We start from the raw sequence: 14778 nt of genomic DNA on the forward strand, positions 1-14778 counted from the left end.
GCACCCTCATTTGTTGCGCTTATTCCGTACATCCATGGCAGGCAGGACCGCCCGCAGGCAAATAACCCGGTTCAATGACAAGCATTGCATCCGCCTATGTCAGGCAGGGCGGATTTCCTGTGGCTAACGCCCGCATCCGCCCGCCTCAGTCGACCGTCGCAATGCACTCGATCTCGATGTCGAAGAGCGACCACGGCCTGACCGCCACGCAGCTGCGAGCCGGGAAATTATTCGGAAAATACTCGCGGTAGACCGCGTTCATCTCGCCGGCGAGCTTGTTGTCGGTGATAAAGACGAGTGATTTGAACACATTATCGAGCGATGACCCGGCGTGCTGCAGGGTAAGGGAAAGCGCCTCCAGCGAAGCCCGCGTCTGGACCGCGATACTGCCCTTGACGATTTCACCGGTCTCAAGATCGATCGGCGGCATCCCGCAGGTGTAGAGAAGGCCGCCGACTCGGGTCAACGCCGAGGTGGGAGCGCCCAGCTTTCGTATCGCTTCAGAAATGATTGGAATTTCAATAGCTTCATGTTTCAAGGTGCCTGCCTCCGGATGCCGCTGTGTTTGCGTCGGGAAAGCTAAGCCATGAGTCCGGCGACAGGGGAAGGGCCTGCCTCGACTGGTGCCGACCGCCGGGAGTTCGTTCCGCGGGTCAAGCATGCTCGAGAGGCCACGAAAGCGCTTGCGCCCAAAAACGCCGGCCGAAGCACTCGACCAATTCGTAGCAACAGCTAATATGCATGGTGCAGCGCGACGACCGGCCTAATCCCCGCCCGAGACGCCGCCCACTCTCCGAAGGACGATAAAGCGACAGACGAACAGGCAGCCCGGCGGCACATCGCCCGCCGCATCTGAGCAAATTCAGCGCACTTTGAGCAGAGACAAAGCCATGACGAAGTCTCCAGTGCTTGCCGCCATACTGGTTCTCGTATCCGGTCCCGCTACGCAGGCCGCGTTCGCCCAGAATGCCCCGCCGACCGTGACGGCCGCCAAGCCGCTCGTGCGCGAGGTCGTCGACAATGACGAGTTCATCGGGCGGTTCCAGGCCGTCGACGAGGTCGCGGTCCGCGCCCGCGTCGGCGGCTATCTCGAGGAAGTGCATTTCAGGGATGGAACGATCGTGAAGGCGGGAGATCTCCTCTTCGTGATCGATCAGCGTCCTTTCCGGACTGCACTCAACTCGGCGACGGCGGCGCTCGAGGTGGCGAAATCGACGCTTACCTTTGCCGAATCCCGGTTCCACAGGGCCGAGTCTCTGGTCACGAGCGGCAGCCAGGCCGTGGAGACCCTCGACGATCGTCGCCGCGAACTGGAGTCGGCCCGAGCCAATGTGCGCGGGGCGGAGGCCTCAGTCGAGCGCGCCCAGCTCGACCTCGATTACACCAGCATCACCGCGCCGATATCCGGCCGCATCGACCGGCGCCTGATTTCGCCCGGCAGCCTTGTCGAAGCGGACCAAACGGTGCTGACGACGATCGTCAGCCTCGACCCGATCGACTTCTATTTCGACGTCGACGAACGCCGGCTGCTGTCCTACGCCGACACCGCGCGGGCGGCCGGCACCGACCTGCAGGAAGGCGGAAGCGGCCTGCCGATCACGGTGACGATCGGAAATTTCCAGCACTCGTCCTTCAAGGGCAAGCTCGATTTCGCCGAGAACCGGGTGGACGACCAGACCGGCACGATGCGGGTTCGCGCCCGCCTGCCCAATCCGCAATATGTGCTGCAGCCGGGACTGTTCGGCCGGATCCAGGTCGCCGGCTCGCAGCCCTATCGCGCGGTTCTCGTGCCTGACGAGGCAATCGGATCGGACCAGAACGAGCGGGTCGTCTACGTGCTCCAGCCGGACGGCAGCGTCAGCACCAAGCCGGTGCGGACCGGTCCGCGCATCTATGGCTATCGGGTGATCCGCGACGGGCTGAGCGGCGACGAGACGATCGTGGTCAACGGCCTCATGCGCATCCGGCCCGGCGTGAAGGTCACGGCCGAGACGATCGTTCTGCCGCCGGAGCGACAGGATACGGCGCCCGAGACGGTGAGCGCGGAGGCGCTCCAGTGAGGTTCGCCCATTTCTTCGTCGACCGGCCGATCTTCGCCTCGGTTCTGTCCATCGTGCTGCTGCTCGTCGGCAGCATCGCCTACACCCAGTTGCCGGTCGCCCAGTATCCGGAAATCGCACCGCCGACCATCGTCGTGCGGACCGTCTATCCCGGCGCCGACGCCCAGACGATCGCCGATACGGTGGCGACGCCGATCGAGCAGGAGGTCAACGGCGTCGAGAACATGCTCTACATGTCCTCCTACTCCACCGCCGACGGCACGATGTCGCTCACCATCACCTTCAAGCTCGGCACCGACCTCGACCAGGCCCAGGTGCTGGTGCAGAACCGCGTGGCCGTCGCCGAGCCGCGGCTTCCCGAAGAGGTCCGTCGCGCCGGCGTCACCACGACAAAAAGCTCGCCGGACCTGATGATGGTCGTGCACCTCCTCTCGCCGAACGACCGGTATGACCAGCTGTATATTTCGAACTATGCCAAGAGCCGCATCCGCGACCGGCTCGTGCGCCTCGACGGCGTCGGCGACGTCATCCTCTTCGGCGAGCGGGAGTACTCGTTGCGCATCTGGCTCGATCCGGAGAAGCTCGGCGCCTATGGGATGACGGCAACCGACGTGGTGCAGGCCCTGCGCGATCAGAACGTCCAGGTGTCGGGCGGCTCCATCGGCGGCCCGCCGACCTCCGGCAACAACGCCTTCCAGTACACGGTGACGACCGAGGGGCGCTTCTCCGATCCGCGCCAGTTCCGCTATGTCATCGTCAAGTCGACCGGGGCCGGCCGGCTCGTGCAGTTGCAGGACGTCGCTCGCATCGAGCTCGGAGCCAAGGACTACGTGTCGAACAGCTATCTCGACGGCAAGGCGGCGGTGGCCCTCGGCATCTTCGCCCGGCCCGGCACAAATGCGCTCGCAGCCGCGGCTTCCATCCAGGCCCTGATGGAGGAGGTTGCGCCGAGTTTTCCGCCGGGGCTCGAATATCGGATCGTCTACAATCCGACCGAGTTCATCTCGCAATCGATCCGCGAGGTCTACAAGACCATCCTCGAGGCGTCCGTTCTGGTTGCGATCGTCGTGCTGGTGTTCCTCCAGTCTTGGCGCACGGCGATCATCCCGATCGTCGCGATCCCGGTGTCGTTGATCGGCACCTTCGCCTTCCTGCTTGCCTTCGGCTTCTCGCTCAACATGCTGACGCTGTTCGGGCTCGTGCTCGCGATCGGGATCGTGGTCGACGACGCGATCGTCGTGGTGGAGAATGTCGAGCGCAACCTGGCGCAGGGGTTGACGCCGAAACAGGCGGCGCACATCACCATGGACGAAGTGGGCACCGCGGTCGTGGCGATTTCGCTCGTACTGACTGCCGTGTTCGTGCCGGCCGCGTTCGTCCCCGGCATCACCGGCCAGTTCTACCGGCAGTTCGCAGTCACGATCGCGGTTGCGACCACGATTTCGGCGGTCAATTCGCTGACTCTGTCTCCGGCGCTGGCCGGAATCGTGCTGCGGCCCCACTCACATAAGAACCGGAGCGGCAGTCCGTTGGTCCGGCTTGTGCGCCGGCCATCCCAGGCTTTCAACGCCGGGTTCAGCCGACTCAGCGAGGGGTACTCCTGGATTGTCCGGCGCCTCGTCGGCACCCGGGTCGCAATCACCGCAAGCCTGCTGGTCTTCGCCGGGCTTCTCTATGCGACGTGGCACATGGGCCAGGTCGTTCCCCGTGGCTTCATCCCGACGATGGACCAGGGCTATGCCATCGTCGTCGTGCAACTGCCGGATGGCGCCTCGCTGGCGCGAACCGATGCCGTCGTCCTGCGCGCCTCCGAAATCATCCGCAAGACGCCCGGCGTGAAGAACGCCGTGGCCTTCTCCGGCTTCTCGGGGGCGACCTTCACAAACGCCTCGAACTCGGGCGTGGTCTTTGCCAGTTTCGCAAGCTTCGAGGACCGCTTGAAACAAGGACTCGGCGCGAACCAGATCATCGGCCAGCTCTACGGCAGCCTGCAAAGCATACAGGAAGCCTTCATCATCGCCGTGCCGCCCCCGTCCGTCCGGGGTGTCGGCAGCTCGGGCGGGTTCAAGATCCAGCTGCTCGATCTGGAGAGTTCCGACATGCGCCGGGTGCTCGGCCTTGCCTACCAGATGATGGGGGCGGCGAACCAGACCGAGGGCCTCACCGGAGTGTTCACCACCTTCTCGGCCTCCAGTCCCCAGTATTTCCTCGCCATCGACCGGGATAAGGCGCGTACGCTGAACGTACCGATCCCCAACATCTTCGACACGCTGTCGATCAACCTCGGCACGTCTTACGTCAACGACTTCAACGCCTTCGGGCGTGTCTACCAGGTGCGGGCGCAGGCCGACCAGCAGCACCGTCTCGAACGGTCCGACATACTGGCGCTCAAGGTCCGGTCGGCGACGGGCGCGCTCGTGCCGCTTGGAACGCTCGTCGACATACGCGACGCCAGCGGCCCACCCCTCATCCAGCGCTACAACATGTACGTTTCGGTGCCGCTGCAGGGCAACGCCGCGCCGGGCGTTTCAACCGGCACGGCACTCGACAAGATGGAGGCGCTGGCAAAGCAGATGCTGCCGGCCGGAACCTCGTTCGAGTGGACCGAACTCGCCTTCCAGGAACGCGCCACCCGCGGCACGGCGACCTACATCTTCGCTCTTTCGGTGATCTTCGTCTTCCTGGCGCTTGCCGCCCAGTACGAAAGCTGGGTGCTGCCGCTTGCGATCATCCTCATCGTCCCGCTCGCGGTGCTGGCAGCGCTGATCGGCGTGCATCTGAGAGGCATGGACAACAACATCCTCACCCAGATCGGCCTGATCGTGCTGATCGGCCTGGCGGCCAAGAACGCGATCCTGATCGTCGAGTTCGCCCGGCAGGGCCAACTGGAGGGAAAGACGGCGGTCGAGGCGGCGGTCGAAGCGACGCGGCTGCGACTGCGGCCGATCCTGATGACCGCCTTCGCCTTCATCTTCGGCGTCGTGCCGTTGATGATTGCGACCGGCCCCGGAGCGGAGATGCGCCAGGCGCTCGGCACCGCCGTCTTTTCTGGAATGCTGGGCGTGACCCTGTTCGGACTGTTCCTGACGCCGGTCTTCTTCGTGGCCCTGCGCTCGGCCGGCAGGCATCGCCCGGAAGCGCTCGCCGAAAAGCGCAAGGACGCTGCCCTCGAGGCGGCGGACCTGTAGCGGTCAAGCGCGGACCGGCGCGAAAACGGTCTGCTGCGGTGAGCCACGCATGCCGCTCGCCTCATCGGCGAGCCATCCGCCCCCACCATTCTTCACCATTCTCACGGCCGGTCACCGCACCACACGTGCCGGGCCCGCCGCGCGTCTGGTTTTCAGGCATCCGGTTCAAGGGGCCGACAGTGTCACGCCGAGGCATTCCCGCAGGTTCGCCATTGTTTCTTCGATCCAGCGATCATTCATCATCTCGAGCGGCGCATTGAACGAGACGGCAACGTTGACTTCGTAGTGGCCGCGGCGCGGAACCGGCAGGCCGAGGCCGCCCTCACCCGGCAGGAAGTACCCCATATTGACCGCATACCCGCGCCGACGCGCCGCGGCGACCTTTTCCGCCACAACGTCGGCATCGACGTGTCGCAGCGAGGGATGGCTTGCATAGCGCTCGCCGTTGGCCTGGATGATCTGCGCGGCGTTCTCCTCCGACAGCATCGACAGCAGGGCCACGCTTCCCGCCGCGATGCCCATCGGCACGCGTGCACCGACGCCCATGGTGAATTGCCGGCGCGTGGAGCGGCTGACCATTTCGGCGCAAACCGCATCCACGCCGGCCTGCACCATCAGGTAGACCGTAAAGCCGGTGCGCCGGGCAAACTCCGTCATGCCGGGCCGAATCAGCTGGATCTGCGGCTCCAGCCGCTCCTGCCGCTTGGCCAGCATGGGAACGGCCGGCCCCAGCCGGTAATGCCCGTAGCGCGCGGCCGGCTCGGCAAAGCCCTTCTGCAGCAATGCCGCAAGGCTGCGATGGCGGCCGACTTCGCGCTGCCCGTTCTCTGGGCGATCTCCGCCAGGCCAATTCCTTCCGGCCCCACCTCGCCGAGAACCAGCAAAATCTCAAGGGCGCGCTCTGCGTTGAGCGAGGAGGCAAGGCTGCCGGACATCGGGCTTCTCCGAATTCTGATATTTGGAACAATATCACGCCAACAATGACAATTAAAGGAATTTGTTGACAGGGGTGTCAAATTTCGGGCAACCTGTGGGCACGGAGAACAAGTTTTCCGGACATTGGGAGGGGCATCATCCGCCTGTTTCGCCTGCGCCAGACAACGGGCGCGGGGCGTCGAGGTGCGCTTGCAGGCCGCCTTCCCGCTGTCCGGTCTGAGAATAGGGCGTTTGGATGCTGCCATTTCTGATCAAGCGACTCGGCTTCGCCGCGCTGACGCTGTTTTGCGTGCTAACCCTGGTCTTTCTGATCGTCAGGATTTTGCCCGGGGATCCGGCGCTGGTGATCCTCGGCGACCAGGCAAGCCCGGCCAGCATCGCCGCGCTGCACAAGCGGCTCGGCCTCGACCAGCCGGTGCTCGTGCAATACGGCCAGTTCCTGCTGCAGGCGGTCCAGGGCAATCTGGGCAACTCGATGGTGACGGGACGCCCGGTCTCGGAAGAGATCCTCGCGGTCCTGCCCTATACGATGGAACTGACGATCGCAGCGCTCATACTCGGCGTGCTGCTCGGCGTTCCGGCCGGCGTCTGGGCCGCCGTCAAGCGCAATCGGCTGCCGGATTATGTGCTGCGCTTCATCTCGCTGCTCGGGCTTTCCCTGCCGGCGTTCGTCGCGGCGATCATCCTGCTGATGGTCTTTGCCATCCAGCTCCGCTGGTTCCCCGTGATCAGTGCCGGTACCGGCGAGACCATCGCCGACAGGCTCCGGCAGATGGCGCTGCCGACGATCGCGCTGGCGCTGATCATGATGACCTACATCACCCGCGTCACCCGTTCGGCGATGCTCGAGGTGCTGAGCCAGGACTTCGTGCGGACGGCGCGCGCCAAGGGGGCCAGCCCCGCCACCGTGGTCTGGAAGCATGCCCTCGGAAACTGCCTGATCCCGATCACCACCGTGGTGGGCCTCTACCTCGGCATCCTGATTGGCAATTCGGTGCTGACCGAGATCGTCTTCTCGCGCCCGGGGCTCGGCAAGCTGATCCTGACCGCGCTGACCCAGCGGGACTACACGCTGCTGCAGGGCATGATCGTCGTCTACACATTGATGGTCGTCGTCGTGAACCTGCTGACCGACCTGACCTATGGCATTCTCGATCCGAGGGTTCAGTACAAATGACCGACACGACCGTTGCACCCTCGACGCCGATCGATCGCAAGAGCAGCATTCGCGCCTTTCTCGGGCAGCTGAATGCCTCGACCTGGATCGGCGTCTTCATCGTCCTGGCGCTGGTTCTCGCCGCGATCTTCGCGCCGCAGCTGGCGACGCACAGCCCTGCCCGCCAGAGCATCATGGACCAGCTGGCCCTGCCCGGCTCCCAGTTCTGGCTGGGCGCCGACCAGTTCGGCCGGGATATCTGGACGCGGCTGCTGTACGGGGCACGCTATTCGCTCACCATCGGCATGTCCGCTATCCTGGTGGCCCTGGTTGTCGGCACCGTGATCGGCATGATCGCCGGCTATGTCGGCGGCCGCATCGACATCATCTTCATGCAGGTCATGGATGTGGTGCTGGCGTTCCCTTCGCTGATCCTCGGCCTCGCATTGGTGGCCCTGATGGGCGCGACGCTGACCAACATCATCATCGCGATCGCCTTCACAGCGACCCCTGCCTTCGCCCGCATCGCCCGCGCCGGCGTCATCACGCAGCGTGACCGCGAATATGTGCAGGCCTGCCGGGCGATGGGCTTCTCCGGCCCCCGGATCCTGTTCAGGCACATCATGCCGGCCATCCTGCCGGAGGTGATGGTGATGGCCTCGCTCTGGATGGCGACCGCCGTGCGCACCGAAGCGTCGCTGGCGTTCATCGGCCTCGGCCTTGCGCCGCCGACTCCCACCTGGGGCGGCATGGTGCGCGACGGGTTCGACAACATCCTCAGCGCCTTCCACCTGGCCATCATCCCCAGCCTCGCGATCCTGCTGCTCGTGCTTGCATTTAACCTGATCGGCGACGGTCTGCGCGACGCGATCGACCCCCGCCTGAAGGATGCTTCCTGATGAATAAGTCCCCCGTGATTTCGGTGCGCAACCTCAGCATTTCCTTTGGGCGCACCACGGTTGTCCACGACCTCAATTTCGACATCGCTCCCGGCAGCACGTTGGCGCTGGTGGGCGAGTCGGGCTCCGGAAAATCCGTCACCTCGCTGGCGATCATGGGACTTTTGCCCGAGCGCATCGGCCGGGCCAAGGGTTCGATCGCGCTCGAAGGCCGCGAGCTTCTGACGCTGAGCGAGCCTTCCATGCAGAAGGTGCGCGGCGGGCGGGTCAGCATGATCTTCCAGGAGCCGATGACCTCGCTCAACCCGGTGCAGCGCGTCGGCGACCAGCTCGCCGAGGTGATCCGCATCCACAAGGGGCTCAGAGGCGCGGCGCTGAAGGAAGCCGTCCTCGACATGCTGCGGAAGGTGCGCATCCCCGACCCGGAAGTGCGGATGCACCAGTATCCGCACACCTTCTCCGGCGGCATGCGGCAGCGCGTGATGATCGCCATGGCTCTTGCCTGCAATCCCGCCCTGATCATCGCCGACGAGCCGACCACAGCACTCGACGTAACTGTCCAGGCCCAGACGCTGGCGCTTCTGAAGGACCTGCAGCGGGAGACACAAACTGCCGTCCTGTTCATCACCCATGACATGGGAGTGGTGGCCGAGGTGGCCGACAATGTGCTGGTCATGCGCCGCGGCCGCGAGATCGAGAGCGGCACGGTCCATGAGGTATTCTCCGCCCCCAAGGACGCCTACACCCGCAGCCTGATCGAGGCAGCCCCGAGCCTCGTCGGGAAATTCGCCGAAACCCGGACGCCGCCGCAGCCGGTGCAGGGCGTGCCGGTCTCCTACGCCGGCGACGCGCCGGTGCTGGAGGTCAACGACCTGACGGTGCGTTTTCCGGTTCGCAGCGGCTTCTTCGGCCGCCTGACCGGCATGGTCCATGCGGTGGAGCACGCCTCGTTTGCCATCGGCAAGGGCGAAACGCTCGGGCTGGTCGGTGAATCCGGGTCCGGGAAATCGACCATCGGCAAGGCGATCATCAATCTCGCCCCGATCGATTCCGGCGAGGTCCGCGTCTCCGGCCAGCGGGTGGATTACGGCGACCCGCAGAGCCTCGCGCGGATGCGCCGAGACGTACAGATGATCTTCCAGGATCCGTTCGGCTCGCTCGACACCCGACAGACCATCGGCTCCGCGATCATGGAGCCCATGCTGGTTCATGGCCTGGCCAAGCGGGCCGAAGCCTTCGAGAAGATGCAATGGCTGATGGAACGCGTCGGCCTGGACCCGGCCCGCGCCACCTCCCTGCCGCACGAATTTTCCGGCGGTCAAAGGCAGCGGATCTGCATCGCGCGGGCGCTCGCCATGTCGCCGAAGCTCATCATTGCCGACGAGGCGGTGTCGGCGCTGGACGTGGCGATCAAGGGTCAGATCATCGACCTGATGATCGATCTGCAGAAGGAATTCGACGTCTCCTATCTGTTCATCAGCCACGACATGGCGGCGGTGGAGCGCATCTGCGATCGGGTTGCCGTCATGTACTTCGGCGAGATCGTCGAGATCGGCAAGACCGAGGACGTCATCGGCCATCCGGGCCACGACTATACCAGGCGCCTGCTGTCGGCGATCCCAATCACCCACCCCGACCAGCGCGGCAAGCGTCCCTTGCCGAGCGTGGACCTCACCAAGCCGCGCAGCCCGATCAAGCCCCTCGAATACCGGGCACCGCCGCCGAGCTGGAGCATGGCATCCGAGGGGCATTTCATCCGCAGCGCAAGCTGACCCGACCGCAAAAGGACCTTCTCACGTGTATATAATTGAAGAGCTGGCGACTTTTGTTGCCGGTTACCCGTCCGCTGACATACCCCGGCAAGCGCGTGAAGCCGCATCGCTTCTGCTGGCCGACCTGATGGCCGCGACGGCCGCCGGCCTGCACTCGCCGCTGGCAACCGCCGCCCGCGCCGCCGCAGCCGACCTGTATGGCGCCGGACCAGCCAGGGTCTGGCTGACCGATCTCAGCCTTTCGCCTGCCGGCGCAGCCATGGCCAACGCCGCCGCCGCCAGTGCGCTCGACATCGACGATGGCCATCGCGGCGCCGCCGGCCATGCCGGCGCGGGCGTCATTCCCGCCGCGCTGGCCGTGGGGCAGGCCCTCGGCTCGAGCGACGAGCAGATCATCGACGCCATGATTTTCGGCTATGACGTGGCGCTGCGCGTGGCCACGTCGCGACCGACCTCGACCATCGAGACCTACAGCAGCGGTCGTTGGGTCGGCTACGGCGTCGCCGCCGCGGCCGGACGCCTGCTGGGCCTGAACGCCGCGCAGCTCGCACATGCCATGGCGATTGCCGGCGCCGAAGGCCCCATCAGCTTCCCGACCGGCAGCTCCAAATATCAGGGCAGCACCGTCAAGGAAGCGATTCCCCCTGCCGTCACGGCCGGCCTCACCGGCGCCTACCGGGCCCGCGCCGGCGCCAACGGACCGATCGATCTCCTGGACAAGCCGACGCATTTCGATCGGGAAATCCTGACCGGCGGCCTTGGGCAGTCTTGGTGGCTGCAGCAGTGCTATCTCAAGCCCTACGCCTGCTGCCGCTACATGCACGCCGCGGTCGACGCGATCGTCCAGCTGCGCCAGCCGGGCAAGACCATTCGCAGCCTGCGCATCGAGACCTTCCCGCAAGGCCTGCGGCTGTCGAATGCCCGGGCGCCGAAGACGCTCGAGGCCGGCCAATACAGCTTCTACTTCAGCTGCGCCCTGGCCGCCCTGCACGGCGCCGCCGCCCTTCAGCCCGTCGACCCGGCCCGGCTCACCGATCCCGACGTGCTCGACCTTGCCGGCCGCATCGAACTGGTCGCGCACGAAGACTTCGCCGATTCCTTCCCCAAGGGCACGCCCTGCCGGGTGATCCTCGATCAGGGCGAAGGGCCGCAGAGCCTGACGGTCCTGCATCCGCTCGGCGACGTCGCAAACCCGATGTCGCGCGAGCAGGTGATCGACAAGTTCCGCAGGATCGGCGCCGCGAGCGTCGATACGCACTGGCTGGACAAAATTCTTCCGGCGCTCGACCGCGGCTTCGGGCCGCTCTTCAGCGTGCTGAGCCCGCCGCGGCCGGATCTGAACAAATAAGAAATCATGCTCATCAAGGAGGTAAGGCAATGATGCATTTGAGGTTCACAAAGGCTGGCGTTCTGGCTGCACTACTCGCAGGCAGCGCGCTCGCTCCCCTGCCGGCGCTGGCCGCGAAAACCGAGCTCACCCTCGGTGCGGCAGCGGCCGACATCGGCAATCTCGACCCGCACTATTCGGCGAGCACGACCGACCGCACGCTGGTCGCCTGGGTCTTCGGCGGGCTGGTCCGCTTTGCTCCCGGCACCACCGACCCTGCGACGATCGAGCCAGACCTGGCAGAGAGCTGGGAATCCAGCGACGACAAGCTGGTCTGGACCTTCAAGCTGCGCAAGGGCGTGCAGTTCCACCACAATTACGGCGAAGTGACCGCCGAGGACGTCGTCTTCAGCCTGCAGAAGTCGGCCGACCCCCAGCGCTCGGCTTTCGCCACGGACTACGCGGCCTTCGAGAAGATCGAAGCCGTCGATCCCTATACGGTGCGCATCACGCTGAAGAACGTCATTCCGAGCGTGCTCGGTCCGTTGGCCAACTACGCCGGCGGTTTCATCGTCAGCAAGAAGGCTTATGAAGAGCGCGGCGAGAGTTTTTCGCGCAATCCGGTCGGATTCGGGCCGTTCCAGCTCGACTCGATCGAGCCGGGCGTGGCGGTGCATTTCTCCGCTCACAAGGACTATTTCCGCGGCACCCCGAAGCTGACGAAGGTGACCTATCGCTTCCTCAACGCCGCAGCCGCCCGTGACCTGGCCTTCGTTGCCGGTGAAGTCGACGCGGCCACCGGCCTGGCCGACCCGAACTGGCTGAAGCGCACCCAGGCGATCGAAGGCGCGACCGTCGACATCTTCGACCCCGCCGAACTGACCCTGCTGCACATCAACACCAAGAAGCCGCCGTTCGACGACATCCGCGTCCGCCGTGCGCTGGCCTATGCCGTCGATTCGAGCCGCGTCGCCACCTATCGCGGCGCCGAGTTCACCCGCGTCGCAAAGTCCGTCGTGCCGTCGAACAATCTCGGCTACACCGAAGACAACGGCCACGTGACGTTCGATGCGGACAAGGCGAAGGCCTTGCTGGCCGAAGCCGGCTATCCGGACGGCCTGTCGGTCAAGATGATCTCCAGCCAGCTGCCCAGCTACGAATCTTCGAACCAGGTCCTGCAGGCCCAGCTCGAGGAAGTGGGGATCAACATGGAGCTGGAGCCGGTCGAACATGCGACCTGGCACCAGATGATCCGCCAGGACGTCAGCCCGCTGGTCTCCTACGGCGCGGCGCGCTTCCCGGTCGCGGACGTCTACCTGTCGCAGTTCTTCCATTCGAGCAGCGCCATCGGCTCTCCGACGGCGGTGACGAACTTCAGCCATTGCGACGTGGCCGACAAGCAGATCGAGGCCGCCCGCGTCGAAACCGACCCGGCAAAGCAGCTCGAGCTGTGGCATGAGGCGCAACGCCTGATCATCGAGGCGGTCTGCGCCATCCCGACGACGGAGACCGCCGGCGTCTGGGCGCGGCGGGAAAACCTGAACTGGGGCTTCGAGTTCAAGGGTTCGATGTCGCTCGGACCGCTGGTGACCGAACTCACCCACTTCACCGAATAGCCACCTCCGGGCTGCGGGCAACCGCAGCCCATCCCACCTTGCGATGAATTAGTCATGCCGAAGCAAACCTTCCCGAGCTATTCGAACCTGTGCGGCTGGAACGCCATGCTGCCGCCACGCACGCCCCGCCCGCCCCTGCAGAAGGATCTGGTCGTCGACCACGCCATCGTCGGCGCCGGTTACACCGGCCTGGCGGTCGCCCGCCGGCTCCACGAAATCGATCCGCAAGCGCGGATTGCCGTGTTTGAAGCCTCGACGATCGGGGAAGGATCTTCGGCGCGCAATTCCGGATTTACCGGTGCCGAGGTCCTGCCGCGCACCGCCACCCTCGCCAGCGCCGACAAGGCCCGCCGGCAGTCGGCCCTGATGAGGGCCTCGTTCGACTGGCTCAAGGACATCATTGTCGATAACGGCATCGAATGTGATCTGCAGCAGGTGGGGTCAATCCGCGGTGCCGCTACCGAAGCCGGCGAAGCCTCGCTGAGGAACGTCGTCGAGGTCGCAAAGGCCAACGGCATCCGGCATACCGAATTGAGCCGGGCCGACATCGCCGAACGCATCGGCTCGGAATATTACCGCTTCGGTGTCCATCTCGACGATACCTACCTCCTGCAGCCGGCCGCCCTCATTCGTGGCCTGGCCGACGCGCTTCCGAAGGACATCGGCCTTTACGAAAACACACCGGTCGAGAGCTTGACACGCAGCGGTTCCGGATGGGAGCTCCGAACCCCGGGCGGTGTGGTCCGCGCCCGCAACGTGGCGCTCGCCAACAACGGCTTCATCCGGCGGTTCGGCTACCTGAAGCTGCGGATGACGACGATCTTCACCTATGCCGCCGTGACGCGGGCCGTTTCGGAGACCGACCTGGCCCATCTCGGCCAATCGCCCGCCTGGGGCCTGCTGCCCTCGCACCGGCTGGGGACAACCTTGCGCCGCATCGGGCGCGACCGCCTGATGGTGCGGTCGCTCTACGCCCATGAGAGCGAAGTCCCAAACGACGAAGCCTTCACCAAGCTGCGCGATCGCTTCACGCGGCGCTGGCCGGGGCTGAAACACGTGGAATTCGAATATGTCTGGGGCGGGACCACCGCCTTCACGATGAACGGTGCGCCCTGGTGGGGCAGGCTCGAGGACGGCCTTTTCGCCTCCGGCGGCTGCAACGGCAGCGGCATCGCCAAGGGTACGATGCTGGGCCGGCACCTCGGCGAACTGATGCTCGGCAAGGGTGATCCGGCGAAAATCACCGATGTGATGGGGACCGCCAGCCTGATCGCTCCGGAACCGTTCCGCAGCATCGGCTTCCACATTGTGTCGTCAATCGAGAGCCGCAAGGCTGGTCTGGAATCGTAGCAGGGAACCAAACATGAAAGTCGAACGATTTGACGTCAATGCCCGCCGGAGCCGCCTGGTGAAGTACAACGGCGTCTGCTACCTCTCCGGACAGTTCTCCGACAATGCCGGCGACGTCGCCACACAGACCCGCGAAACGCTGGCAAAGATCGACGAGCTGCTGGCACGCGCCGGCACCGACAAGTCGCGCCTGCTGACAGCCGAAGTCTGGATCACCACGATGGCCGACTTCGCCGCGATGGATGCGGTCTGGAAGGAGTGGGTGGCGCCCGGAAACCCGCCGACCCGATGCTGCTGCGCCGTAGAGCTCGGCGATCCCGACATGCGCGTCGAGATCATGGTCACCGCGGCGCTCGGCGATGCAGAGGTGATCGAAGCCTGAGGTTGGGGCTGGCCGAGTTCCGGCTCGGCCCGATCCCGCGGTCACGCGCCGCCGATAACGTTGCGGTGCAGCGCTCCGTCTGTCTTGAGCGC

Annotated in this window: 12 protein-coding genes; 9 read left to right on the plus strand and 3 right to left on the minus strand. The window is 65.2% G+C overall.

The window, feature by feature from the left end; all coding sequences use genetic code 11:
• Positions 1–145 precede the first annotated feature (145 nt).
• The gene (locus tag C7449_RS15350) at positions 146–538 is read right to left on the minus strand and encodes a RidA family protein (protein ID WP_108003777.1); all 393 of its coding nucleotides are present in this window, start codon (positions 536–538) and stop codon (positions 146–148) included.
• Between the two features lie 352 nt (positions 539–890).
• On the opposite strand from C7449_RS15350, the gene C7449_RS15355 reads away from it, so the two are divergent.
• Both C7449_RS15355 and C7449_RS15360 read left to right on the plus strand, forming a co-directional pair.
• Entirely contained in the window at positions 891–2060 is a 1170-nt protein-coding gene (locus C7449_RS15355) for an efflux RND transporter periplasmic adaptor subunit (protein ID WP_108003778.1), read from the plus strand.
• A complete protein-coding gene (locus tag C7449_RS15360) occupies positions 2057–5248 on the plus strand; it encodes an efflux RND transporter permease subunit (protein WP_108003779.1) in 3192 nt (1063 codons plus the stop codon). Before C7449_RS15355 ends, C7449_RS15360 begins: the two co-directional genes overlap by 4 nt.
• Positions 5249–5413: 165 nt before the next feature.
• Here the strand turns inward: C7449_RS15360 and C7449_RS15365 are convergent, their stop codons facing one another.
• A complete protein-coding gene (locus C7449_RS15365) occupies positions 5414–6031 on the minus strand; it encodes an IclR family transcriptional regulator domain-containing protein (protein ID WP_245414408.1) in 618 nt (205 codons plus the stop codon).
• A complete protein-coding gene (locus C7449_RS22400; RefSeq protein ID WP_342588265.1) occupies positions 5917–6429 on the minus strand; it encodes a helix-turn-helix domain-containing protein in 513 nt (170 codons plus the stop codon). The genes C7449_RS15365 and C7449_RS22400 overlap by 115 nt, the downstream gene beginning before the upstream one ends.
• Here C7449_RS22400 and C7449_RS15370 point away from each other — a divergent pair.
• From C7449_RS15370 to C7449_RS15400, 7 genes are read left to right on the plus strand one after another with little or no spacing between them, the layout of a single operon-like run.
• Positions 6420–7361: an ABC transporter permease gene (locus C7449_RS15370; protein WP_108003780.1), complete on the plus strand. Its 942-nt coding sequence runs from the start codon at positions 6420–6422 to the stop codon at positions 7359–7361. The genes C7449_RS22400 and C7449_RS15370 overlap by 10 nt on opposite strands.
• Positions 7358–8239 (plus strand): ABC transporter permease, encoded by an 882-nt coding sequence (locus tag C7449_RS15375; RefSeq protein ID WP_108003781.1) that lies wholly within the window; start codon positions 7358–7360, stop codon positions 8237–8239. The genes C7449_RS15370 and C7449_RS15375 overlap by 4 nt, the downstream gene beginning before the upstream one ends.
• Entirely contained in the window at positions 8239–10011 is a 1773-nt protein-coding gene (locus tag C7449_RS15380; protein WP_108003782.1) for an ABC transporter ATP-binding protein, read from the plus strand. Before C7449_RS15375 ends, C7449_RS15380 begins: the two co-directional genes overlap by 1 nt.
• Before the next feature lie 25 nt (positions 10012–10036).
• Positions 10037–11359 (plus strand): MmgE/PrpD family protein, encoded by a 1323-nt coding sequence (locus C7449_RS15385; protein ID WP_108003783.1) that lies wholly within the window; start codon positions 10037–10039, stop codon positions 11357–11359.
• Between the two features lie 29 nt (positions 11360–11388).
• Positions 11389–12954, plus strand: coding sequence for an ABC transporter substrate-binding protein (locus C7449_RS15390; RefSeq protein ID WP_108003784.1), 1566 nt, complete (start codon positions 11389–11391; stop codon positions 12952–12954).
• A gap of 54 nt (positions 12955–13008) precedes the next feature.
• On the plus strand, positions 13009–14304 hold the full coding sequence (locus tag C7449_RS15395; protein ID WP_108003785.1) for an NAD(P)/FAD-dependent oxidoreductase: 1296 nt from the start codon (positions 13009–13011) through the stop codon (positions 14302–14304).
• 13 nt (positions 14305–14317) lie between these two features.
• Positions 14318–14686 (plus strand): RidA family protein, encoded by a 369-nt coding sequence (locus tag C7449_RS15400; RefSeq protein ID WP_108003786.1) that lies wholly within the window; start codon positions 14318–14320, stop codon positions 14684–14686.
• Positions 14687–14778: the final 92 nt, after the last annotated feature.

The sequence above is a fragment of the Mycoplana dimorpha genome (genome assembly GCF_003046475.1).
GTDB classification, from domain to species: Bacteria; Pseudomonadota; Alphaproteobacteria; order Rhizobiales; family Rhizobiaceae; genus Mycoplana; species Mycoplana dimorpha.